At 59.0% G+C, this 21,139-nt stretch carries 24 protein-coding genes and 1 pseudogene; 14 read left to right on the top strand and 11 right to left on the bottom strand.

From position 1 onward, the window contains the following. The 3 genes from HU754_RS12030 to HU754_RS12020 form a co-directional block, all read right to left on the bottom strand. On the bottom strand, positions 1 to 276 hold the full coding sequence (locus tag HU754_RS12030) for a metal/formaldehyde-sensitive transcriptional repressor (RefSeq protein WP_186624568.1): 276 nt from the start codon (positions 274 to 276) through the stop codon (positions 1 to 3). A gap of 156 nt (positions 277 to 432) precedes the next feature. Further along, positions 433 to 1,752 carry an Nramp family divalent metal transporter gene (locus HU754_RS12025; protein WP_093441251.1) on the bottom strand — a complete coding sequence of 440 codons (1,320 nt, stop codon included), beginning with the start codon at positions 1,750 to 1,752 and terminating at the stop codon, positions 433 to 435. 72 nt (positions 1,753 to 1,824) lie between these two features. After that, positions 1,825 to 2,361 carry a chalcone isomerase family protein gene (locus tag HU754_RS12020; protein ID WP_099756586.1) on the bottom strand — a complete coding sequence of 179 codons (537 nt, stop codon included), beginning with the start codon at positions 2,359 to 2,361 and terminating at the stop codon, positions 1,825 to 1,827. A gap of 147 nt (positions 2,362 to 2,508) precedes the next feature. Between HU754_RS12020 and HU754_RS12015 the strand changes: the two genes are divergently transcribed. Further along, positions 2,509 to 3,282 carry a hypothetical protein gene (locus tag HU754_RS12015; protein ID WP_186624567.1) on the top strand — a complete coding sequence of 258 codons (774 nt, stop codon included), beginning with the start codon at positions 2,509 to 2,511 and terminating at the stop codon, positions 3,280 to 3,282. Positions 3,283 to 3,366: 84 nt separating this feature from the next. Then, positions 3,367 to 3,924: a DcrB/PsbP domain-containing protein gene (locus tag HU754_RS12010; RefSeq protein WP_186624566.1), complete on the top strand. Its 558-nt coding sequence runs from the start codon at positions 3,367 to 3,369 to the stop codon at positions 3,922 to 3,924. Here HU754_RS12010 and HU754_RS12005 read toward each other — a convergent pair. The 4 genes from HU754_RS12005 to HU754_RS11990 all read right to left on the bottom strand — a co-directional run bounded on the left by HU754_RS12005 (position 3,914) and on the right by HU754_RS11990 (position 7,580). After that, positions 3,914 to 4,630 carry an alpha/beta hydrolase gene (locus HU754_RS12005; RefSeq protein ID WP_186624565.1) on the bottom strand — a complete coding sequence of 239 codons (717 nt, stop codon included), beginning with the start codon at positions 4,628 to 4,630 and terminating at the stop codon, positions 3,914 to 3,916. The two genes, HU754_RS12010 and HU754_RS12005, sit on opposite strands and share 11 nt — an antisense overlap. Before the next feature lie 181 nt (positions 4,631 to 4,811). Next, positions 4,812 to 5,924 (bottom strand): M14 family metallopeptidase, encoded by a 1,113-nt coding sequence (locus tag HU754_RS12000; protein ID WP_099756589.1) that lies wholly within the window; start codon positions 5,922 to 5,924, stop codon positions 4,812 to 4,814. Between the two features lie 200 nt (positions 5,925 to 6,124). Further along, a complete protein-coding gene (locus HU754_RS11995; protein WP_016984244.1) occupies positions 6,125 to 6,904 on the bottom strand; it encodes an ABC transporter substrate-binding protein in 780 nt (259 codons plus the stop codon). A 247-nt stretch (positions 6,905 to 7,151) separates the two neighbouring features. Then, a complete protein-coding gene (locus HU754_RS11990) occupies positions 7,152 to 7,580 on the bottom strand; it encodes a rhodanese-like domain-containing protein (protein WP_116030086.1) in 429 nt (142 codons plus the stop codon). Between the two features lie 101 nt (positions 7,581 to 7,681). Here HU754_RS11990 and ftrA point away from each other — a divergent pair, with 101 nt between their 5' ends. From ftrA to HU754_RS11945, 8 genes and pseudogenes are all read left to right on the top strand, one after another. Beyond that, positions 7,682 to 8,656, top strand: coding sequence for a transcriptional regulator FtrA (gene ftrA, locus HU754_RS11985; RefSeq protein WP_186624564.1), 975 nt, complete (start codon positions 7,682 to 7,684; stop codon positions 8,654 to 8,656). Between the two features lie 438 nt (positions 8,657 to 9,094). Beyond that, positions 9,095 to 9,475, top strand: coding sequence for a DUF6124 family protein (locus tag HU754_RS11980; RefSeq protein ID WP_186624563.1), 381 nt, complete (start codon positions 9,095 to 9,097; stop codon positions 9,473 to 9,475). Positions 9,476 to 9,477: 2 nt separating this feature from the next. After that, the gene (locus HU754_RS11975; protein ID WP_186624562.1) at positions 9,478 to 9,747 is read left to right on the top strand and encodes a hypothetical protein; all 270 of its coding nucleotides are present in this window, start codon (positions 9,478 to 9,480) and stop codon (positions 9,745 to 9,747) included. 166 nt (positions 9,748 to 9,913) lie between these two features. Next, the gene (locus HU754_RS29690; RefSeq protein ID WP_367617451.1) at positions 9,914 to 10,330 is read left to right on the top strand and encodes a pyocin S6 family toxin immunity protein; all 417 of its coding nucleotides are present in this window, start codon (positions 9,914 to 9,916) and stop codon (positions 10,328 to 10,330) included. Positions 10,331 to 10,338: 8 nt separating this feature from the next. After that, a complete protein-coding gene (locus tag HU754_RS11960; RefSeq protein ID WP_186624561.1) occupies positions 10,339 to 10,674 on the top strand; it encodes a hypothetical protein in 336 nt (111 codons plus the stop codon). Between the two features lie 233 nt (positions 10,675 to 10,907). Further along, positions 10,908 to 12,250: pseudogene (locus HU754_RS11955) on the top strand (pyocin-S2/colicin E7-DNase domain-containing protein). Continuing rightward, on the top strand, positions 12,247 to 12,495 hold the full coding sequence (locus HU754_RS11950) for a bacteriocin immunity protein (protein WP_123450654.1): 249 nt from the start codon (positions 12,247 to 12,249) through the stop codon (positions 12,493 to 12,495). Before HU754_RS11955 ends, HU754_RS11950 begins: the two are co-directional and overlap by 4 nt. 133 nt (positions 12,496 to 12,628) lie before the next feature. Then, complete coding sequence (locus HU754_RS11945; protein ID WP_186624560.1) at positions 12,629 to 12,880, top strand: bacteriocin immunity protein; 252 nt, start codon at positions 12,629 to 12,631, stop codon at positions 12,878 to 12,880. A 57-nt stretch (positions 12,881 to 12,937) separates the two neighbouring features. On the opposite strand, the gene HU754_RS11940 is transcribed toward HU754_RS11945, so the two are convergent. Then, the gene (locus tag HU754_RS11940; protein WP_053121462.1) at positions 12,938 to 13,276 is read right to left on the bottom strand and encodes an FKBP-type peptidyl-prolyl cis-trans isomerase; all 339 of its coding nucleotides are present in this window, start codon (positions 13,274 to 13,276) and stop codon (positions 12,938 to 12,940) included. 163 nt (positions 13,277 to 13,439) lie between these two features. Here HU754_RS11940 and HU754_RS11935 point away from each other — a divergent pair, with 163 nt between their 5' ends. Beyond that, complete coding sequence (locus HU754_RS11935) at positions 13,440 to 14,516, top strand: sensor domain-containing diguanylate cyclase (RefSeq protein ID WP_186624559.1); 1,077 nt, start codon at positions 13,440 to 13,442, stop codon at positions 14,514 to 14,516. A 5-nt stretch (positions 14,517 to 14,521) separates the two neighbouring features. On the opposite strand, the gene HU754_RS11930 is transcribed toward HU754_RS11935, so the two are convergent. Continuing rightward, positions 14,522 to 14,986, bottom strand: a complete 465-nt coding sequence (locus HU754_RS11930) for a hypothetical protein (protein WP_093441034.1) — start codon at positions 14,984 to 14,986, stop codon at positions 14,522 to 14,524. Between the two features lie 101 nt (positions 14,987 to 15,087). After that, positions 15,088 to 15,393, bottom strand: coding sequence for an RcnB family protein (locus tag HU754_RS11925; RefSeq protein ID WP_186624558.1), 306 nt, complete (start codon positions 15,391 to 15,393; stop codon positions 15,088 to 15,090). A gap of 648 nt (positions 15,394 to 16,041) precedes the next feature. On the opposite strand from HU754_RS11925, the gene HU754_RS11920 reads away from it, so the two are divergent. Continuing rightward, positions 16,042 to 17,334 (top strand): MFS transporter, encoded by a 1,293-nt coding sequence (locus HU754_RS11920; protein WP_095048013.1) that lies wholly within the window; start codon positions 16,042 to 16,044, stop codon positions 17,332 to 17,334. 12 nt (positions 17,335 to 17,346) lie between these two features. After that, on the top strand, positions 17,347 to 18,117 hold the full coding sequence (locus HU754_RS11915; RefSeq protein ID WP_099756596.1) for a substrate-binding domain-containing protein: 771 nt from the start codon (positions 17,347 to 17,349) through the stop codon (positions 18,115 to 18,117). Here HU754_RS11915 and HU754_RS11910 read toward each other — a convergent pair. Further along, positions 18,107 to 19,021, bottom strand: coding sequence for a LysR family transcriptional regulator (locus HU754_RS11910; RefSeq protein ID WP_150693967.1), 915 nt, complete (start codon positions 19,019 to 19,021; stop codon positions 18,107 to 18,109). The genes HU754_RS11915 and HU754_RS11910 overlap by 11 nt on opposite strands. A gap of 251 nt (positions 19,022 to 19,272) precedes the next feature. Between HU754_RS11910 and HU754_RS11905 the strand changes: the two genes are divergently transcribed. Next, positions 19,273 to 21,081 carry a monovalent cation:proton antiporter-2 (CPA2) family protein gene (locus tag HU754_RS11905; protein WP_186625316.1) on the top strand — a complete coding sequence of 603 codons (1,809 nt, stop codon included), beginning with the start codon at positions 19,273 to 19,275 and terminating at the stop codon, positions 21,079 to 21,081. Positions 21,082 to 21,139: the final 58 nt, after the last annotated feature.

The following is a 21,139-nucleotide window of genomic DNA, read 5'->3' as shown; positions in this document are numbered from 1 at the left end:
TCATTTGGAATAACGGCGGATGGCTTGCAGCAAATCTTCGGCACCCTGAGCGCGCGCTTCGTCACTGAGATCAGGGTGCGCCACGTGTTCGCGCGTGTGGGCTTCGATGAACTGCTCCATCAAGCCATTGACCGCCCCGCGAATCGCCGCAACGAGGTGCAGGGTCTTGGCGCAATCGGCATCGCTTTCCAAGGCTTTTTCCACCGCTTGCACCTGCCCGGCAATGCGCCGAACGCGGTTGAGCAACTCGTCTTTGTGTTCATGAATGTGCGACATACCTATACCCCCTACCCCTATATGGCGCGCATGGTCGCAGATCACCCAGGAGCGAACAAGGTTGGCGGACAGAAAAGAGACAAAAGGCGAGTGACAGGGCGTTGCGGCAATGATTGCTCGCGCCGCCCCTTCAAGAGAGATCAGGCTGTCAGTGGCTCAAGCCGCCCACTGCAAAATCAGCCAGCTGTTAGCGCCGCTGATCACCACAAACAACCCCCAGGCCAGTACCCTGGTTGGCCAGCGGTTCACAAACGGCCCCATCAGTTGTTTGTCGTTAGTCATTCGAATGAGTGGGTACAAGGCAAACGGCAACTGCAGACTCAGCACCACCTGACTCAACACCAGCAATTTGCCGATCGCGTTATCGCCCATCAGCCACACGCCGACGAATGCCGGAATCAACGCCAGTCCGCGAGTAATCAAGCGCCGCTGCCAGCACGGGATCCGCAGGTTCAGATAACCCTCCATGATCACCTGCCCGGCGATGGTGCCGGTGAAGGTCGAACTCTGCCCCGACGCCAGCAACGCGACGCCGAACAACACGCTGGCCAATGCACCACCGACAAGCGGATCGAGCAAGTGGTAAGCGTCCTGAATGTCCACCACGTCGGTGTGCCCGGACTGGTGAAAAGCCGCCGCCGCGAGAATCAGAATCGCCGCGTTGACCAGCAACGCCAGGGCCAGCGAACCGATGGTGTCGATGCGCGCCAGTTTCACCGCGTCCTGCTTGCTGGCGAGGTCCTTGCCGATCATCCGCGTCTGCACGATCGAGGTGTGCAGGTAGAGGTTATGCGGCATCACTGTCGCACCGAGAATACCGATGGCCAGGTACAACGGCGCCGCTTCGCCAATCGCCGCCAGCGATGGTTTGAAACCTTGGGCGACGTCCGGCCAGTAGGGTTTGATCAGCAGCAGTTCAACGAAGAAACACACGCCGATGGTCGCGACCAGCACCAACATGATCGCTTCCAGTCTGCGGAAACCGCGATTCTGCAGGGCCAGCACCAGCAAAGTATCGAACGCCGTCAGGGCAATGCCGAAGGTCAGCGAACAGCCAAGCAGCAAGTGAAACGCCAGCGCACAACCCAGCACTTCAGCCAGATCGGTGGCGATGATCGAGATTTCCGCCAACACCCACTGCAGCCGTGCGGTCGGTGTGCTGTAGCGCTCGCGGGACAATTGCGCCAGATCGCGCCCGGTGGCAATGCCCAACCGCGAGCACAGGCACTGCACGACCATGCCGGCCAGACTCGCCAGCAACACCACAAACAACAGACTGTAGCCAAAGCGTGAACCGGCCTCGATCGCCGTGGCCCAGTTGCCCGGGTCCATGTAGCCGATCGACACCAGCAAGCCGGGGCCGGCAAAACGCAGCACGCGCTTGAAGAACGAGGCGCTGGGATCCACCGCAACACTGCCGGCCACTTCCGGCGGGCAAAACGGCGCGGTAGCGATTTTGGGCAAACTGAATTTCACGCACACATCCAGAAACAAGTCGAAAAGACGCAGCTTAGAGGTTTCAGCCGGAGCCTTGAAGCGCAAAAAAATCTATCGACTCACCCCCAACAACTGTTCGCGTAACTCCGGACTGCGCGTGCGCGGATCCAGCCAGATATCAAAAAATGCGCGGGCAAACAGCGGATCATCGATCTCATGCTGCAACTGCTGACCGACAAAAAACCGCGCGCCCTGCCCCGGCAGATACACCCCGGTAATCCGCGTGCCAGCCTGCACATCGACAAACGATTGCTGCATCTGTACCTGCCACCCGGCCAATTGCGCCGGGCTGACGCGGGCACCGGCCAGCCGTTTGATTTCGTCGACGCTGGCCTTGACCAGATCATCGCGGGAGATGTTACGGCGGTAGATCAACTCCAGCGCAAATGGCTGGCCGTCGACCAAGGGCCGCGCGGCACTCCACAATCGCGCGTTGTAGACATCGAAACCGAACACGCTGTAATCGCCGGTGCCAATGATCTGCGCGCCGGGCACGGCGTCCTGCCAATTGGCCCAGGTCGGCGTCAGCAACAACGCCCACAAGCCGATGCCGCAGCATCCTCGCACCAGCTTCGGTGTTCTTCTCATCGCGGCATCGACTCCGGTAAACCCTGATACACACAGCATAGCCGGGTATCGCCCCCGTTACTTTGTATACAAAAACTGCGCACATAGGCAGCAATCGCCGATCGACAATGCTACCGTGGCCTACCCTCAACGGACGGAGACACCTGCGTGCTGATCCTCAAACTGCTGCTGATTCCCGGTTTTCTGCTGCTGATATCCCTGGCGGGCAAACGCTGGGGGCCGAGCGTGGCCGGGTGGCTGTCGGGATTGCCGGTGGTGGTCGGGCCGATTCTGTTTTTCCTCGCCATCGAGCAGGGTCCGGCGTTTGCCGCACAGTCAGCGGTGGCGGCGTTATCGGCGATGTTCGCGATGATTGCGTTCTGCATCACCTATGCGCAGGTCGCGCAACGGGCGAACTGGCCGTTGGCGCTGACGGCGTCGCTGTCGGTGTGGGCCGTCATCGCGGGAGTGTTGTCGCTGATCCCGGCGTCGCTGCCGTTTTCGGTGGCAGCAGCGGCGGTTGCGTTGTTGGCATCGCCGTATCTGTTTCCTGCGGTGCAACCGGTGCTCAACGGCCCGGCGCCGAAGTCGGACAAACTGATCTGGCGAATGATCGCCGGTGCCGCGTTGACGCTGCTGGTGACGATGCTGGCCAGCACCGTCGGCGAGCGCTGGAGCGGTTTGCTCGCGGTGTTCCCGGTGCTTGGCAGTGTAATGGCGGTGTTCTCGCAACAGACGCGCGGCCCGGCATTTACCGCCGCATTGTTAAGGGCGACGGCCACCGGCATGTATTCGTTCTCCGCGTTTTGTCTGGTCTCGGCACTGACCTTGCCGAGCATGGGACTGAGTGGATTCGCCGTCGGTGTCGCGGTGTCGGTGGCGATGCTCGGCGTGACCAAACGCCTGTTGGCCCGTCCGCTGGCGAAAGCGCAGGCGCAGTAACCGGTCAGACGATTCGCGCTGGAACGCCCGCCCCCCTCCGTGGGATGATCGCCCGCCTCGCGCGACCATCCACCGGAGATTCACATGTCATTGTTGAGCAAAAAAGCCGTCGTCCTGCTGGTGGCGGCCCTCGCCGGTTTCGGCGCCCTCCACGCGCAAGCAGCGAAGGAAAAAGCCAGCGCCGAGAAAGTCTCGATGCTCGATGGCAAATTCACTTTTGTGCTGCCTAAAGGTTTCATCGCCGACCCGCTGCCGGCCAGCCCGAGCGGAACCAAGGGCACGATGTACACCAATGAAGCGACGAAGACCGTGGTCATTACCGCTGAAAACCAGATTCCCGAAGGCCAGCACGTCAAGGATAACGACGGGCAGTTCCTCGACAGCACCGTCTCGAGTTTCATCGACGACCAGCGCAAGGCCCTGCCGGACTTCAACAAACTCAGCGAAAAAAGCCTGACCCAGAAAGGCACCGGCCTTGGCCTGCGTCAGGTCGACAGCACCGCGACCCAGGGCGGTGGCCAGACCCTCAACACCACGCTGATGGCCGGCTCCGGCACCAAGATGGCGCTGGTGCAGGTGATCTCCCGCGCCAGCGACAAGAAAGGTCACGATGCCCTGGTGAAAACCATCCTCAAGGATTGAGCTGCTGAAGCCAGCCATTCAAGTCGCGCAGCTCGGCCGCACTGATACTGTGGCCGACGCCGGGATAGGCATGAAACTGCGGTTTGTAGCCCAGCTTCTGTAGCTGCGCATTGGCCTCGGTGCCGTCGTGGTAGGGCACGCGATCATCGGCGGTGCCGTGGCCGATAAAGATACTCAGCGGCAACGGCTGCTGCTGGCCTTTGAGTTCAGCTTTCAACACTGGCAATAAACGCCCGCTCAACGCAGCGATCCCGCCGACAGCGACTGGCGGCCGCAGCCCCACCTCGTAGGTCATCATCGCGCCCTGGCTGAAGCCGATCAGATACACCTTGCTCGGGGTGGTGTGATATTTCTGCGCCGCGTGCGCGATAAAGTCGCGCAGCTTCTGCCCACTGACCTTCAGATCATCGGTCTCGCCGTTGTAGGCGCCTTCGCCTTTCTTGCGAAACCACTGGAAACGTCCTTCACCCAACGACAACGGCGCCTGCACCGACAGGTAGTTGTATTGCGCCGGGAGCTGGAATTTCATGCCGATCAGATCGGCTTCGTTACTGCCGTAGCCGTGCAGAAAAATCACCAGCGGCCGCGCCTCGGCGTCGGCGTGCACCTGCTCGATGTACTTGAGTGGCAGATCGGATTGCAGCATGGTCTGCGCCTGCACAGCGGTGGACGCCAGCAGGGTCAAGAGAGCAAAGACCTTCAACATAGAGCCTTCCTTCACGGAGAGTCGGGTTCGGGGGAGCCTAACATCCTGCGGCGAGGATCCAAATTCGGTGGTGTTGCTGATGCCGCCATCGCGAGCAGGCTCACTCCTACATTTGGAATGCGTTCCCCCTGTAGGAGTGAGCCTGCTCGCAATGAGGCCATTAGCCCCAACGGAGATCCCGTCAGTCGTTGGTCAATTTGCCCGTCCGAAACGCCACCCGCCCCGCCACTTTCGCCTGCCAGATCCCCGGCTCGGTATAACGCCCACGATCCAGCGCAAACAGCACCCCGCTGGTGCCGGCGCGCACGGTGGTGACGCGATCCTGCAACGGATCGACCACCTCGAACAACGCATCGCCCTGCTCCACCCACTCGCCGGCATTGCGCAGGAAACTCACCACGCCATGGTGCGGCGCAAACAGGTATTCGGTGCCCTCGAATGGCAGACCTTCGCAGCACTCGCTTGGCGCCGGCGGCCATTCGCCGCTGATGAAACCTTGCTCGGCGAGGAAGCCGAGGATCGCCTCACAATTGGCCTGCGCCTGATCGACCCGGGTGTCGCCCATGCTGCCCAGTTCCAGCGTGGTCGCCAGATTCGCCGCCGGAATTGCAGCATTGGGAAATGCCCGCGCCAGACGCAACCACGGCGTCGAGCAGGATTCATCGAACGAGCTGCCACCGGAATCTTCACACAGCAGCGCCACGCCGGCCTTCAAGCGCGCCGCCAGCGATTGCCACTGTGGCCAGTGCTGCGGCAGCGCGTACAAGTGAATCGCCGCGTCGAAATCGCAATGCAAATCGAGGGTGATGTCGGCATCGCAGGCATGGCGCAGCAACAGGCGATGCAAGGCTTCCAGTTGCGAGGCCGGCGCCGGCAGTTCATCGAATACCTGGCCCATGGTTTGGCGGATCAGTGCAACGTTGGCCTCGGCATCAGTGCCCAGACGCTCACCGATCAACGCCCCGACCGGGGCACTGAGTTCGACGAAGGCGCGGTTGAAATTCTTGCCGCTGCCCAGTTCGAAGCGGCCCATGTGCGCACCTTGCACGTGTTGATTGAGGCCGATCGGGTTGGCTACCGGCACCAGTTCGATCACGCCCTGCAAACGGCCTTGCTGTTCCAGTTCATTGAGGCGCTGCTTGAGTTCCCACGCGGTGCGCATGCCCGGCAGTTCATCGGCGTGCAGGCTGGACTGGATGTAGACCTTGCGGGTGCCGGCGCCATAGCGGAACACACTGAGCGAGCGTTCGCTGCCCAAGTGGCTCCAGGGCAGAACATGGTCGATGCGTTGCATGGGAAAATCTCCTCAATTTCCGGATCACAAAGATCCCCTGTAGGAGTGAGCCTGCTCGCGATAGCGGTGGGTCAGCCAACACATTCATTGAATGACACACCGCTATCGCGAGCAGGCTCACTCCTACAAAGGTCTCATCACAATTAGAGCGCAAAAAAAGTGGCCACCGCGCAAACGGGGCCACTTTTTTCTACGGCGTATTAATGGCCGTACACGTCAAAGTCGAAGTACTTGTCCTGGACTTTCTTGTACTCGCCATTGGCGCGGATTTCGGTGATGGCTTTGTTGAATTGCTCGGCCAGCGCGGTATCGCCCTTGCGCACTGCAATGCCGGCACCGCCGCCGAAGTACTTGGCGTCTTCGTAGGTCGGGCCAACGAATTCAAAACCTTTACCCGCGTCGGTTTTCAGGAAACCGTCGCTCAGGTTGACCGAGTCAGCCAGCATCGCGTCGATACGCCCGGAAACCATGTCGAGGTTGGCTTCCTGCTGCGAGCCGTAACGCACCAGGTCGATCCCGGCCGGCACCAGCACTTCGGTGGCGTAACGGTCGTGGGTGCTGGCACGCAGCACGCCGACTTTCTTGCCCTTGAGCTCGGTCAGCGGGTCTTTGACACCGGAGCCTTCCTTCATCACGAAGCGCGCCGGGGTGTGGTAGTACTTGATGGTGAAATCGACGTTCTTCTTGCGGTCGTCGGTGATGGTCATCGACGACAGAATCGCGTCGATCTTCTTCACTTTCAGCGCCGGGATCAGGCCATCGAATTCCTGCTCGACCCAGGTGCATTTGACTTTCATCTGCGCGCACAGCGCATCGCCGATATCGACGTCGAAACCGGCGAGTTTGCCGTCAGGGGTTTTCATCGAGAATGGCGGGTAACCGGCTTCAATACCGATGCGGATCGGCTTGGCGTCTTCGGCCACGGCGGTCAGGGACAACATCGACAGTGCCAGGGCACCGAACATCACTAGCTTCTTCATTTATAACTCCTGTGTGCGGAGGCTTTTATTGGCAGCTTTCGATTCAGCGTTCGGTCATGGCCAATTGGCTACAAACACCGAAGTGGCCGGCAGTCTATGGCGGCGCGCACAGGGTAAATTGTGTTTAAGCGACAAATACTTATGAAAGATCGGCGCACCGATTGACCGGGGTCAACGGGTGCGCCGTCGTGGTGCAGGAGCTGTAGGACAAGCGCTTTTTTTGCTCAGGATTTCTCTTAAAAGAACGTCAGCATTCGCAGCCGATGGCGGTTTTGCCGACTTGCTCAACGCTGAGTTGAAAGCCTTCATCCAGCCATCCGGTAACCCCGCCGATCATCTCCTTGACCGGATACCCCAGCGCTGCCAGTTTCACCGCCGCCTTGTTCGCGCCGTTGCAGTGCGGGCCGGCGCAATAGACCACAAACAGCGTGGTTTTCGGGTAGATCGCCAGCTCCGCCGCCGTCAGTAACCGGTTCGGGATATTGATCGCGCCCGGCACATGCCCGCGCTCATAGGCCAGCGGCCCGCGTACATCGACCAGGACAAAATCAATCTCGCCGGCCTCTTGGCTACTGAATACGTCGGAACAATCGGTTTCGAAGGTCAGACGATTACTGAAGTGCATCAGGGCGATCGCCGACGGCGCCGCAGGAATGTCGCGAACCAGGCTGACCATGGGTGTTGCTCCTTTATCTGAACGGGTGTGAACAGACTTTATCGAGCGGTCGCTTGCGGCTACAGTGGCGCACAAGACACTCACCGGGAATTTTCCGCCAAATGCCGACATCACCAGGTCTGGTTGCGATTCTGGCCTACGACGGCCTCTGCACATTCGAGTTTGGCATCGCCGTGGAGGTCTTCGGCCTGACCCGGCCGGAGTTCGATTTCCCGTGGTACACCCACGCCATTGCGGCGGTCGATCAAGGCCCGATGCGCGCCTTGGGCGGCATTCAGGTGCTGGCCGATGGCGGTCTGGAATTGTTGGCCGAGGCGCGCACCATCATCATTCCCGGCTGGCGCGACCGTAACGCGGCGGTGCCTCCAGCATTGATCGACGCGTTGCGTCAGGCCCATGCCCGGGGCGCGCGGTTGCTATCGATCTGCTCCGGTGTATTTGTGCTGGCGGCCACCGGTTTGCTCGACGGCCACGGCGCCACCACCCATTGGCGTTACACGGCGGAACTGGCGCAGCGCTTCCCGGCGATTGCTGTCGATGCCGATGTGCTTTACGTCGACTCCGGGCAGTTGATCACCTCGGCCGGCAGCGCTGCCGGGATCGATGCCTGCCTGCATCTGGTGGCGCGGGACTTCGGCACGCAAGTCGCCAACTCGGTGGCGCGGCGACTGGTGATGTCGCCACAGCGTACTGGCGGCCAGGCGCAGTTCATTCCGACACCGGTCAGCCCTACACCGCGCAATGATCTGTCGCGGGTGATGCAATGGGCGCGCGAGCGCTTGCATGAACCGCTGGAGGTGCGTGATCTGGCCAGTGAAGCGGCGATGAGTGAGCGCACGTTTCTGCGGCGGTTTACCAAGGCCAGTGGGCAGTCGCCCAAGGCGTGGTTGCAGCACGAACGGCTGGCGCGGGCGCGGGAGTTGTTGGAGAGCACGCCGGACAATACCGAGCAGATTGCCGAGCGTTGTGGTTATCGGTCGGTGGAAAGTTTTCGTGTGGCGTTTCGTGGGGTGGTGGGTGTGCCGCCGTCGGTGTATCGGGAGCGGTTTGGGCGGGGTGTGAGGGTTGAATCCTGAGGTGATTTTGACGGCGCCTTCGCGAGCAGGCTCGCTCCCACAGGGGGTACGTATTTCAAAGGTGGGAGCGAGCCTGCTCGCGAAGGCGCCCAGTCAAACGCAGCATCATTTAGACATCAGCCACAAGGCTACAGCGCCTTGCGCCTTTGCCTACAACTACGCCAGAATCCGCCGGCTTGTGCGGCTTGGAGGTCACCGGTAACTTGGTTCGCGTCACTGAATGTTCAGTGATCGGGTTTAGTCGCTCGGTGGTTTTTTGGCAGCATACAGTCCGTTCAGTCAGGCATTCTCGCGCCTGAGCTTAATGGTAGCTGTGCGCAGGGCGCCTTCGGGTGCGCCGGGACTGCTTAGAACCACCGGTCGACTAACCTGCGCATAGCTGCCACCCATTTGTTTAGTCGCAATGAACGTGTCGGCCTCATTAAAAGGTTCTAAGAAATGTTCAAAATAACGCCGAATCCGCCCGAAACAGACGCGGAAATCGATCCAAATCCAACGTCCCCCTACTCCGAACCGGGCTCCAGAAAACTCCACGAAGCCGCCGAACGCGCCCTCGACCACTACCTGAAACCCACACCGCCTTCACCACCGCGCAGACCCAGCACCATGTTCCTCGTCGACCCGAACACCGGCGCCGAAGACCTCATGGCCCACGCCTGCGAATCCATGGCTTCGGCCAGCGTCATGCTCAGCGACTTCGCCGCCCTGCTCGACTCGCCCTACCGCAACACCGTGCTCGGCATCCAGCAAGTGGTCATGCTCGGCGAACTCGCGGTCAACCGCGCCCTCGACAAAATCGAACCCGCCCTGAGGCAATAAACATGTCCAACAAAACCGATGCACAAGTCGTCGCGGCACTGGTGGCGATGGGTTTCAACGAGCGGGACGGACGCTGGGCGCAGAACGCCTGCCTGGTGCTGTTCGAAAGCGAACGCGAAGCCATCGTCGCCTCCGCCGTCACCGTGCTTCCCCAACTCGATGAACTGGAAATCGACGCCGTGCTACCCGCACTGCGCCGCGTAACCCGCCGGTTCCCCTCACTGCAAAAAACCGTGGCCGACACACTGGCCGAAATGGCACACGCAGCCTGATTGACCGCGTGATCGTTCTTCGCGAGCAGGCTCGCTCCCACAGTTGTTCGCGGTGACTCGCGGCATTCGAGTACACCGCCGACCCAATGTGGGAGCGAGCCTGCTCGCGAAAGCGTTCTTTCTGCTGACGAGTATCTGAAAGCCAAAACCCAGGAAGGCTCAAACCATGAAGGAACATCATCCCCGCTTCCAAAGCTTCTCTTGTGTCTGGGATGCACTGGAAGACACACCGCAGGACGCCGCCAATATGCGCCTGCTGGCCAAGTTGAGGCGAACGCTTTCACGAGAGAACTCCCCCATCAGACCAGCCACTCCAATGGGTGAGGCAGACAGGAAGCTACAGATGTTTTTATGGATTAGCGGTTTCGTAAAAGGTGACGACGAAGACGACACCTTAAAATACGAACTTGCAGTTGGGCCGAAATTTGAACCGGCAGTCTTGGCTGCAATGGGATGGAAAAGCCTTGATAAAAGTCCCGATGGCGAATGGCTGCTGACCTTGGATCAAGCTCAAAAAATCGGCACGGCGGTTAACGAACAACTGCCATCGGAACTCGATTTTTTTATCGGCATCAGGGGTTAACTTCGCCAATGAGCCTCATCTATCAAGATCCATCTATTAGCCATGACGAGGCCATTCGCCTACTTGCCAGTGACACGGATGCAAACGTAATCGCCGCACTCGTATCCATTGGCCTGAATGAAACCGATAGAAATTGGGCTCAGGACATCTGCCTGAAACACCTCACCAGCAAAACCGAAGCAATTGTGGCCGCTGCGGCTACTGCGCTCGGGCACATCGCTCGCCGACATGGCGAGGTGGATACTGAAACAGTTTTTGCGGCACTCGAATCAGCCAAGCAAACGCACCCTTCACTGCAAGGGATCATCGAGGACACCCTCGACGATATAGACGTATTCACCTGATCTCCCAAGGAAGCTCCAGTTATCTACAAAATTCAAAAAACCATTGACTCACAAGGATAAAGGTAGCCCGGAGCCACCATTCAAAGCCCCTCCAGATCCGTTTATCCTTCGCCCCCGTTAGAAAACGACATGGAATACGGGGAGTTTTCGGCACAGTTTTTGGGACCTTAGCTCCCGGAAAGTTACTGCCCAGTTAGAGACTGGAACTCCCAAAGAATGAACAAGGATGATTCATGAGCGGTTACGTACCCAACCCGCCAAAGAACTACCGCTATAGTGGCGTAGAACCTGTTGATACCCATGCACAACGCTGGGCTGAATACAAAGACCTCCCTTCCAAAAAGGACACCAAGCCCAACACATTCGGCTGTGTGTTTGCCAAGAGTTGTGACCTTCCGGACGGCGTGATTGATCACAAGAAGCCAGCCGGATTTATCCCTGTCGAGAAGGTCGCTAACTATGGCGAGTTTGTCATTCTGGGTGGCCGTGAGACGGACGCACAGGGAAACATCCCCCTCAAGAAGGTAAGCGGTGCAATACCGGCAACGCTTGGAACTCTCCTGCTAGGTGGGGCGGCCGCAACTGCTGGCGCGTCATGTGGTGGCCTGTGCACTGCGAGTGCCGCTGTTGCTGGTGGTAGTGCTGCAACGGGTGTAGGTACTACCGGAACCACAGGTGGAGTTATCACTACTGGTGTAGCTGCTGGTGCGTTAGCTGGCTTTGTCGCATTGCTGTGGCCTTCCAGTCTGGGCGATAGCAGCCTGTACACAGAAGAACAGCTTCAATCCCTCAAACAAGGTCGCACCCGTGTGCGATTGCATGTCGAACAGCGGGCCGAGGCACCTTAAAGGGATACGGGTATAACACTCAGAAACACACCGACTGGGAGATGATCCCCGTTGTGCAATTCGTTGAGCAAGGCTCTCAGCAGGTGGCAGACTTTGGCGATGGTGTAACGCTGATCTGGACGCCAGCCGTTGACCCGTCCAGCACTTCAGAAATCCCACCGTTAGAGGCTGCACCTCAAGCCCCGCAGATCTGGATTTATCCGCCGTCCGAAAAAGCGGATAGCATCATCGTCAACCCGATCTACCCCCCCGAGTACAAAGACTTCATTCTGGTATTCCCGGCTGACTCTGGCATTCAGCCGCTGTACATCGTTATCAGTGCTCGCTACTCACCTGGTGTTGTGACAGGCAAAGGACAGGATGTATCGGGCATCTGGCTTGCTGGAGCTGGCACAGGACTCGGAGCGCCCATACCTACAAAAATTGCTGACCAGTTGCGGGGCCAGAAATTTAAGAGCTTCGATGATTTCAGGGCTGCACTCTGGACTGCCGTAGCCAACGATCCAGAACTTTATGCTCAGTTCAAACCAACCAACCAAGGCTGGCTATCCAAGGGTAATTCTCCGTTCGTTCCAAAAGCAGAACGCAACGGCAAGAATGCTCGCTACGAGATTCACCATATAGAACACATTCAACACGGCGGCGCTGTCTACGATGTTGATAACCTCTCCGTAGCCACGCCAAAACGTCACGTTGAAATCCATAGGGAAGACCGGCAAAAATCATGAAAACCACATTCAGTGAATACACCGAAAGCGAGTTCGTAGCCCTACTACAGCGCATCATTGACCACGATGGTACAGAACCCGAAGTAGATGAATTGGTATTCCACTTTGAGGAGGTGAGCGAGCACCCTGCTGGTTCCGACTTGATCTTCTACCCAGAAGACGGCGCGGATGACTCAGCGGCTGGCATCACGCAAACGGTGAAGGAATGGCGTGCTGCTAAAGGCCTACAGGGCTTCAAGGTCTGACAAAAACAGAAAAGCCCGCTCATGGCGGACTTTGGCTCACTGCACAAGCTACTCGTTGATCGACGGATCTGTCAGGCCCATCTCTGGGAGGCTGTGTGATGGCGGGGATCCACATTCACACGGGAGTTCAGTAATGGAATTGAAAAACAATCTGGCTGACTACACCGAACAAGAGTTCAAGGCTTTGATTCAGGCGATTGAAGAAGCAAAAACCGAGAATGAACGAGGTGAACTTGTCGATCACTTCAACAAGATTGTCCCCCATCCATCTGGTAGCGACTTACTGTTCTATCCAGAGGCTGAGGAGGATGATTCAGCAGATGGCGTAACACGTACTGTAGGTGAATATTGTCATGCAAATGGACTGCCGGGCTTCAAGACCTGAGTAACAAAAGAAAAGCCCGCGCAGGCATCTTTCTTCGCGGGCTACATTCCCGTTACCTCAATCCTCCCGCGTCAACACTTCCAACAATTCAATCTCAAACACCAGATTCGAATTCGGCGGGATCTTGCCCATCGTCCGCTCGCCATACCCCAGATGCGCCGGCACCAGCAATTTACGTTTGCCCCCCACCTGCATCCCCATCAAACCCTGATCCCACCCCTTGATCACCCGCCCGGTGCCAATCACGCACTGAAAAGGTTTGCCACGGCTGTAGGAGGAATCGAACTCGCTGCCGTCTTCCAGCCATCCGGTGTATTGGGTGGTGATCAGCGCGCCTTTGACAGCGGCTTTGCCTTCGCCGACCTGAAGATCGATTACCTGCAGTTCATCATTCATAACATTCACTCTATTGTTCAGCCGGCCGCCGTTTTCCCAGAAATGCCGGGGATTGGCAACCTGGCAGCGCAGATCAACATGGTATCCGAACCGAGTAATGAAGCATTAACATAGCCAACCGCCACTACTCTACGGATCGACCCGCCATGCTGGCAGCGCCCGAATGACTCTGTTCTGGATCAGCCTTGCCGTGGGCGCGATCATGCTGGCCATCATCGCCCTGCTGCTGTGGCGCGAACGCGATTTGCGCCGGCAGCTTGCGCAGTACCGGGATTTGCTGACGCGGGCCGCCGATGGCCAACGCATTCAGCAGGACGGCGACGTCGAGCGTTTCAAACGCAGCCAGTACTTTGCGCGCATCGGCACTTGGGACTGGGAAGTCGACACGGATCGGCTGTACTGGTCGGATGCGATTTACGGCATGTTCGGGTTCAAGATTGGCGAAATCACGCCGTCCTATGCGCTGTTCTGTTCCTGCGTCCATCCGGACGATCGCACCAAAGTGCGCGAAGGTGAGTTGCGCTGTCTTGAAACCGGCGAAAACCATGATGAGGAATACCGCGTGGTCTGGCCCGACGGCACGATTCGCTGGCTGCGGGAAACCGGCAACGTGGTGCACAACGACCACGATGCGGTGGTGAAAATGATGGGCGTGGTGCGCGACATCACCGAAGAAAAAGCCTCGGCCAGCTACCTGCAACACCTCGCCCACTTCGATCCGCTGACCGGCCTGCCCAATCGCCTGGTGCTGGAGCAACGCTTGTCGGAAGCGCTGGATCACGCGCGGCAGACCGAGACCCGCGTCGCACTGGTATTCATCGACCTCAACGGTTTCAAAACCATCAACGACCGCTACGGCCATGCTGCCGGCGACCGCGTGCTGATCACCACGGCCACGCGGCTGAAACGCATTCTGCGCGCCACCGACACCGTCGCGCGCATTGGCGGTGATGAGTTTGTGGTGATCCTGCAAGGCCTGGCGCCGAACCTGAGTTTGCCGGACGAAGCCCGCAGCATCTGCCAGAAAATCTTCATCGAACTGTCGCCCCCGATCAGCATCGGCAACGACCAGCGCCACATCGGCACCAGCCTTGGCGTGGCAGTGTTTCCGGATCATGCGACGGCGATGGATCGCTTGCTGCACATTGCCGATCTGGCGATGTATGAGGCCAAGCGCAGTGGCAATAATCAGTATCGGTTGGGGGGTGGGCAGGTGATGAATCAGGTTCGGGTCGAGTAGCTCGATCAGTCCGCAGGCAGGCCAAACGGAACGCCATTGAAGGTATGCGTGCAGCAACGGCAATGAGGCTTCATCTCTTCGACACTCAGCTGCGGATTGACGATTTGCAGCTGCTTTTGCTCATCGACGAACAGGCCGTTGAAGTAGGCCGACTCGCCCAGTCGCACAATGTCCTTGCGATCGTCTTCGTGGATGGCAACCATCCAGAACACCGGTTCTGGCCGATCAAGGCGAGATACCGCTTCGCTGAAAATCTCATCCCAATGACCGCCGACGCGGGATAACAGAAAACGAAACAACGGCGTGTAGTCGTAGCCGTGGTGTTTGATGCCATGCATAGAGCCGCGCGTGGCCTCGCTGCGGCTTTGCGCTTTGGTGTTTCGTTGGTCGCGGTAGTGCCCGCCTGGGTTGTTGCGCCAGACATTGTGGGCGGTGGTGTTTTCTTTGCGATACAGCGGTTTTTTTTCCAACCTGTTGCTCCTGACTTCCCTTCACTCGAAACGCCCCACGGGTTTTACCCGAACGGCGCTCGATTGCAATCAACCGTCCATGGCTGATTGTTGCCGGAGGTTTAACGCGGGACCGGTTTCATCTCGACAATGGTGCCGTTGGTGATCATCACCATGACGTACTGATCATTGATCTGTACCCACTGCGCCTGCTCAACAGGTTTTTTCAGGCCCCTGGTTTTCCAGTCGATGGCTTTTTCACTGCGCTGATAAATATCCGGAGCGCGGTCGTTGACCTTCAATTCGCGGTCGCTGGTCGGGGATTGAACGGCTTGCTCATTTGAGGTTTGCGCCGCTTGAACAAGTGGGCTGATCCCGGCAATGCCGGCGACGAGGGCCAGGCTGGCGATTAGGGTTTTGCTGTTCATCGGTGAACCTCCAGAGATGTGTGTTACCTGAACTCGGACTGCCGGGTTCGGGAATCATTCCTTTTTTTGCCGGGATGGGCGCTAGAGGTCATTGGAATTTGGGTGTCCTGTAAACAAAAGCAAAATCAAGAGCCCCTCACCCTAGCCCTCTCCCGGAGGGAGAGGGGACTTACCGAGGTGTTTGGCAGAAGTGCGCCGACGTGCGATACCGAGCCGAAAGAAAGTTTCAAAACCAACCGAAATCGGCTCCCTCTCCCTCGGGAGAGGGCTGGGGTGAGGGGTAGCCACACCACCAAACCAAAGCCATGCGCCCGCTTTTAACCACTCAATGAGCGCCAGCTCGAGTGCTCTTGATCTTTTCTCACCGGCGACGTCGAGCCTGTTAGGGCCGTACGTAGGAGCACGCAATTTTTTGCTTACTATTTTTAGGCGTTTGTAAAAAAGTGAGTCGCCGTCAGGCGACGGCCATAAGCAGCCGTTACCGCTGCAATGGATTTGTACCCAAAAAACCATTGATCCGCCCTGAACATCAATCCATGCCAATAATGCAATTAACATCCTGTTACACCTGCGCCACCATCCACCTCAATAAAAACCGTGCGCCGCCCTCCCGTCGCGCACGTCATAAAAGCGGTGGAGTACTTTTCTATGACAGCCTCAATCCCTCACAACGGCTCGCGGGCCGGTGCCATTTTCCGGGTGACCTCGGGCAACTTCCTCGAACAATTCGACTTCTTCCTCTTCGGCTTCTACGCCACGCAGATCGCGGCGGTGTTCTTTCCGGCGAGCAGTGAGTTCGCCTCCCTGATGATGACCTTTGCGGTGTTCGGCGCAGGCTTTTTGATGCGTCCGCTGGGCGCCATCGTGCTCGGTGCGTACATCGATGATGTCGGTCGGCGTAAAGGTTTGATCGTCACCCTGTCGATCATGGCCAGCGGCACGATCTTGATTGTGCTGGTGCCCGGTTACGAAAGCATCGGCCTGTTCGCGCCGGCGCTGGTGTTGATCGGGCGCTTGCTGCAAGGCTTCTCGGCCGGTGCGGAATTGGGCGGTGTGTCGGTGTATCTCGCCGAGATCGCCACGCCGGGCCGCAAAGGTTTCTTCACCGCTTGGCAGTCGGCCAGTCAGCAAGTGGCGATCATCGTCGCCGCCGCTTTGGGCTATGCGCTGAACGCGTGGATGGCGCCGGATGTGGTGGCCGATTGGGGCTGGCGGATTCCGTTTTTCGTCGGCTGCATGATCGTGCCGTTTATCTTTTTCCTGCGCCGTAACCTGGCGGAAACCGAAGAGTTCGCCGCACGCAAACACCGCCCGAGCATGGGCGAAGTGTTCCGCACCCTCGGCCAGAACTGGGGCGTGGTACTCGGCGGCATGTTGATGGTCGCGCTGACCACCACCGCGTTTTACCTGATCACCGTGTACGCGCCGACCTTCGGCAAAACCGTGCTGCACCTGAGCACCTCCGATGCACTGTTGGTGACGCTGCTGGTCGGTGTGTCGAACTTCTTCTGGTTGCCGATTGGCGGCCTGTTGTCCGACCGTATCGGCCGTCGTCCGGTGCTGATCGCCATGTCGCTGCTGGCCCTGGCCACGACCTATCCGGCGCTGTCGTACCTGGTGCAGGCGCCGAGCTTCAGCCACATGTTGCTGTCGCTGTTGTGGCTGTCGTTTATCTACGGCTTGTACAACGGCGCGATGATTCCGGCGCTGACCGAGATCATGCCAGTTGAGGTGCGCGTTGCCGGTTTCTCTCTCGCCTACAGCCTGGCCACCGCCATTTTCGGCGGTTTCACCCCGGCGATGTCGACCTTCCTGATTCAGTACACCGGCGACAAAGCCGCGCCGGGTTACTGGATGAGCATCGGTGCGCTATGTGCCTTGTGCGCCACTCTTTATCTGTACCGCCGTGCCGGTGGTCGTCTGCAACCTGTCGCGGCCTGAGGAAAACTCGCCATGAAAAAACTGTTTACTGTCACCGCCCTGCTCGCCGGTCTCGCGTTCAACCTCGCGGCCCAGGCCGAAGAATTGAGCGTGATGACCTCCGGGGGCTTCACTGCTGCCTACAAGATTCTCGGGCCGAAATTCGCTGCCGCCAGCGGCAACACCCTGACCACCAGCCTCGGCCCGTCGATGGGCAAAGCCCCCGAAGCGATCCCCAATCGCCTCGCGCGCGGTGAACACGCCGACGTGGTGATCATGGTCGGCTATGCCCTCGATGACCTGATCAAGCAAGGCAAAGTCGACCCGGCCTCGCGCGTTGAGCTGGCCGATTCGCGGATCGGCCTGGTGGTGCGCGAAGGCGCGCCGAAACCGGACATCAGCAGTGTCGACGGCCTGAAGAAAACCCTGCTCGACGCGCAGTCAGTGGCCTACTCCGACAGCGCCAGCGGCGTCTACATCGAGCAGCAGTTGTTCAAGAAACTGGGGATCGAAGATCAGCTGAAGCCGAAGGCAAAAATGATCCCGAAAATCCCGGTCGGCTCGGTGGTTGCCACTGGCGACTATCAACTGGGCTTCCAGCAGGTCAGCGAATTGCTGCCGGTGCCGGGCGTGAGTTTCGTGGCGAAGATTCCGGAATCGGTACAGTCGGTGACGCGTTTTGCCGCCGGGATTCCGGTCGGCGCACAGCATCCTGAAGAAGCCAAAGCCCTGCTCGCCTACCTCGCCGCGCCGGCCGCACAAGCTGACGTGCAAGCCACCGGACTGGATTCGGTCAAGCGCTGACAATTGGCGGCTGGACTTTCATTTCCACCACCAGCCGCTCCAGTTCCAATGCCGCCGGGGTCAACGTACGACCCCGGCGCTTGATGATGCCGACACTGCGCATCACTTGCGGGTCGGTCAACGGCACCCGCGTCAGGATCGGATGATCCGGCCCCGGCATCGCCATCAGCGGCACCGCCGCCACCCCCAACCCCGCCTCCACCAGACCGATCATCGTTGTCACATGACGGGTTTCGCAGATGCTCGAACGCTGCGGCACTACGCTGCTCAACGCCTGATCGAGCAGAAAGCGGTTGCCGGAGGTCTTGTCGAGCGAGATGTAATCCTGCTGATAGAACTCGTCCCAGCTCACACTGCTGCGCCCAGCCAGCGGGTGATCGCGGCGACAAGCGACGACGTAGCACTCCTGCACAAGCGGTTCGAACTCGACTTTGGCATCCTGCGTGCCGAGGAAACTCAAGCCGAAATCCGCCTCGCCGTTGACCACCGCACTCAAGACATCGTGCGCACTGGAGTCGAGCACTTTGACTTTGATCCGTGGGAATTGCTGGTGATAGCGCGCAACCACGCGGGGCATGAAGTAGTACGCCGCCGAAGGCACGCAGGCGACGGTGACATGGCCCAAACGGGTCGATGCGACTTCGCTGATGCCCAATAAAGCCACGTCGAGATCATCCAGCAAACGCTCGACACTAGGCATGAATCCGCGCCCGGCCTGGGTCAGGCTGACCTTGCGTGTGGTGCGTTCGAAGAGTTTCACGCCGAGGGCGTCTTCGAGCTTTTCGATGCGCCGGCTTAGCGCCGGTTGCGACAGGCGCACGGTGTCGGCGGCCTTGCGAAAACTGCCCTGCTCGACCACGGCGCGAAAGGCTTGCAGGTCGTTGAGGTCGAAGTTGATGGCCATGACGGGACTCGGGAGATTGATTTGCAGAGGTTATGAATGTAACCAATTGATGCCAGATATTACAGAAACGATGAAAATCTCCTGTAGGAGTGAGCCTGCTCGCGATAGCGGTGAATCAGTCGACTTATGTGTGGCTGACACACCGATATCGCGAGCAGGCTCACTCCTACAGGGGATCTTCTGTGGATATGGAATCGCTGTAGCCCTTATCCTTGTCACCCCCGCCGTACCGTTGTCAGGAGTAACCCCCCATGCCCCATGAAGGCAATCTGTTGCAAGCCGCTGTCGTCTTTCTGTTCGCGGCCGTGCTCACCGTGCCTTTGGCCAAACGTCTGCAACTGGGCGCCGTGCTCGGTTATCTGTTTGCCGGGGTGATCATCGGCCCGTCGGTTTTGGGTCTGATCGGCAACCCGCAAAGCGTCGCGCATATTTCCGAACTGGGCGTGGTGTTGCTGTTGTTCATCATCGGCCTTGAGCTGTCGCCGCGACGTTTGTGGGTGATGCGTAAATCGGTGTTCGGCGTTGGTCTGGCGCAGGTGCTGCTGACGGCTTCGGTGATCGGCGTGCTGGCGCTGTCGGTGTTTGGCCAACCGCTGAACAGTGCGATTGTGCTCGGCCTTGGTCTGGCGCTGTCCTCGACGGCATTCGGTCTGCAAAGTCTGGCTGAGCGCAAGGAGCTGACCAGCCCCCATGGGCGACTGGCGTTTGCGATTCTGTTGTTCCAGGACATCGCCGCGATCCCGTTGATCGCACTGGTGCCGATGCTGGCGGGTGGTGCTCACGACACCAGTAACGCGGAAAGCCTGAACCATGCGTTGCAGGTGCTCGGCGGTATCGCGGTGGTCGTGGTCGGTGGGCGTTATCTGTTGCGTCCGGTGTTCCGCGTGGTGGCGAAAACCGGTCTGCCGGAAGTGTCGACGGCCACGGCGTTGCTGGTGGTGATCGGCACGGCGTGGTTGATGGATCTGGTCGGTGTGTCGATGGCGCTGGGCGCGTTTCTCGCCGGTTTGCTGTTGGCGGATTCGGAATATCGCCATGAGCTGGAAGCGCAGATCGAGCCGTTCAAAGGTCTGCTGCTCGGGCTGTTTTTCATCAGCGTCGGCATGGGCGCCAACCTCAGCTTGCTGCTCAGCGCGCCAATCACCGTGTTGGGGCTGACGCTGCTGTTGATCGGGCTGAAATTGCCGCTGCTGTTCGTCGTCGGACGCCTGGCCGGTGGCTTGAACAAGGTCAGTGCGATTCGCCTTGGCATCGTGCTGGCGGCCGGTGGTGAATTCGCCTTTGTGGTGTTCAAGATCGGTCGCGATCAGGGTCTGTTCGAACCGCGCCTGTATGACCTGCTGGTGCTGACCATCACCCTGTCGATGGCGGTCACGCCGTTGTTGCTGCTGATCTGCGCGCGGCTGGTCAGCCCGAAAGTGCAGCCGGTGGAAGTGCCGGAAAAATACCGCGAGATCGACACCGACACTCCGCGTGTGGTGATCGCCGGCATGGGCCGGATGGGCCAGATCGTCGCGCGGATTCTGCGTGCGCAGAACATCAAGTTCGTCGCGCTGGACACCTCGGTGGAAACCATTGAACTGTCGCGCAGTTTTGGCGGTGTGCCGGTGTTCTACGGCGACCCGATGCGGCCGGAAATCCTCAATGCAGCCAAGGTCGGCGAGGCGGAATATTTCGTGATTGCCACGGACGATCCGGAGACCAACATCAAGACCGCCGAGGTGGTGCGCAAGCTGTATCCGCACATGAAGATCATCGCTCGGGCGCGTAACCGTCAGCACGTACACCGCTTGGTGGATGTTGGCGCGGAAGCGATTCGTGAGACTTATTATTCGAGTCTGGAAATGAGCCGGCGCACCTTGGTGGGACTTGGTTTGACCCAAGCCCAGGCCGATGCGCGGATCAAGCGCTTCAAGCATCACGACGAACAGGTGCTGGAGGCGCAACACGCGGTCTACGACGACGCCGCCAAAGTCCTGCAAACCGCCCAGGAAGCCCGGGCGGAACTGGCGCGGTTGTTTGAATCGGATCAACTGGAAGAAGAATCCCGCAACACCTGAGCCACACACAAAACCCCTTGTGGGAGCGAGCCTGCTCGCGAAAGCGGTGTGTCAGTCA

The sequence above is a fragment of the Pseudomonas zeae genome, from assembly GCF_014268485.2.
In the GTDB taxonomy this organism is placed as follows: Bacteria; Pseudomonadota; Gammaproteobacteria; order Pseudomonadales; family Pseudomonadaceae; genus Aquipseudomonas; species Aquipseudomonas neuropathica.
This window is presented reverse-complemented; position numbering and strand designations above follow the sequence as displayed.

Excerpts from the sequence above, each read along its gene's own strand:
- HU754_RS11975 (WP_186624562.1), top strand. The coding sequence starts at position 9,478 with ATGTCCAACAAAACCGATGCACAAGTCGTCGCGGCACTGGTGGCGATG.
- HU754_RS11960 (WP_186624561.1), top strand. The coding sequence starts at position 10,339 with ATGAGCCTCATCTATCAAGATCCATCTATTAGCCATGACGAGGCCATT.
- HU754_RS12005 (WP_186624565.1), bottom strand. The coding sequence starts at position 4,630 with ATGTTGAAGGTCTTTGCTCTCTTGACCCTGCTGGCGTCCACCGCTGTG.
- HU754_RS12030 (WP_186624568.1), bottom strand. The coding sequence starts at position 276 with ATGTCGCACATTCATGAACACAAAGACGAGTTGCTCAACCGCGTTCGG.
- HU754_RS12020 (WP_099756586.1), bottom strand. The coding sequence starts at position 2,361 with ATGAGAAGAACACCGAAGCTGGTGCGAGGATGCTGCGGCATCGGCTTG.
- HU754_RS12010 (WP_186624566.1), top strand. The coding sequence starts at position 3,367 with ATGTCATTGTTGAGCAAAAAAGCCGTCGTCCTGCTGGTGGCGGCCCTC.
- HU754_RS11910 (WP_150693967.1), bottom strand. The coding sequence starts at position 19,021 with ATGGCCATCAACTTCGACCTCAACGACCTGCAAGCCTTTCGCGCCGTG.
- HU754_RS11905 (WP_186625316.1), top strand. The coding sequence starts at position 19,273 with ATGCCCCATGAAGGCAATCTGTTGCAAGCCGCTGTCGTCTTTCTGTTC.
- ftrA (WP_186624564.1), top strand. The coding sequence starts at position 7,682 with ATGCCGACATCACCAGGTCTGGTTGCGATTCTGGCCTACGACGGCCTC.
- HU754_RS11940 (WP_053121462.1), bottom strand. The coding sequence starts at position 13,276 with ATGAATGATGAACTGCAGGTAATCGATCTTCAGGTCGGCGAAGGCAAA.
- HU754_RS11915 (WP_099756596.1), top strand. The coding sequence starts at position 17,347 with ATGAAAAAACTGTTTACTGTCACCGCCCTGCTCGCCGGTCTCGCGTTC.
- HU754_RS11920 (WP_095048013.1), top strand. The coding sequence starts at position 16,042 with ATGACAGCCTCAATCCCTCACAACGGCTCGCGGGCCGGTGCCATTTTC.
- HU754_RS11925 (WP_186624558.1), bottom strand. The coding sequence starts at position 15,393 with ATGAACAGCAAAACCCTAATCGCCAGCCTGGCCCTCGTCGCCGGCATT.
- HU754_RS12000 (WP_099756589.1), bottom strand. The coding sequence starts at position 5,924 with ATGCAACGCATCGACCATGTTCTGCCCTGGAGCCACTTGGGCAGCGAA.
- HU754_RS29690 (WP_367617451.1), top strand. The coding sequence starts at position 9,914 with ATGAAGGAACATCATCCCCGCTTCCAAAGCTTCTCTTGTGTCTGGGAT.
- HU754_RS11980 (WP_186624563.1), top strand. The coding sequence starts at position 9,095 with ATGTTCAAAATAACGCCGAATCCGCCCGAAACAGACGCGGAAATCGAT.
- HU754_RS11950 (WP_123450654.1), top strand. The coding sequence starts at position 12,247 with ATGAAAACCACATTCAGTGAATACACCGAAAGCGAGTTCGTAGCCCTA.
- HU754_RS11990 (WP_116030086.1), bottom strand. The coding sequence starts at position 7,580 with ATGGTCAGCCTGGTTCGCGACATTCCTGCGGCGCCGTCGGCGATCGCC.
- HU754_RS11995 (WP_016984244.1), bottom strand. The coding sequence starts at position 6,904 with ATGAAGAAGCTAGTGATGTTCGGTGCCCTGGCACTGTCGATGTTGTCC.
- HU754_RS11935 (WP_186624559.1), top strand. The coding sequence starts at position 13,440 with ATGACTCTGTTCTGGATCAGCCTTGCCGTGGGCGCGATCATGCTGGCC.
- HU754_RS11945 (WP_186624560.1), top strand. The coding sequence starts at position 12,629 with ATGGAATTGAAAAACAATCTGGCTGACTACACCGAACAAGAGTTCAAG.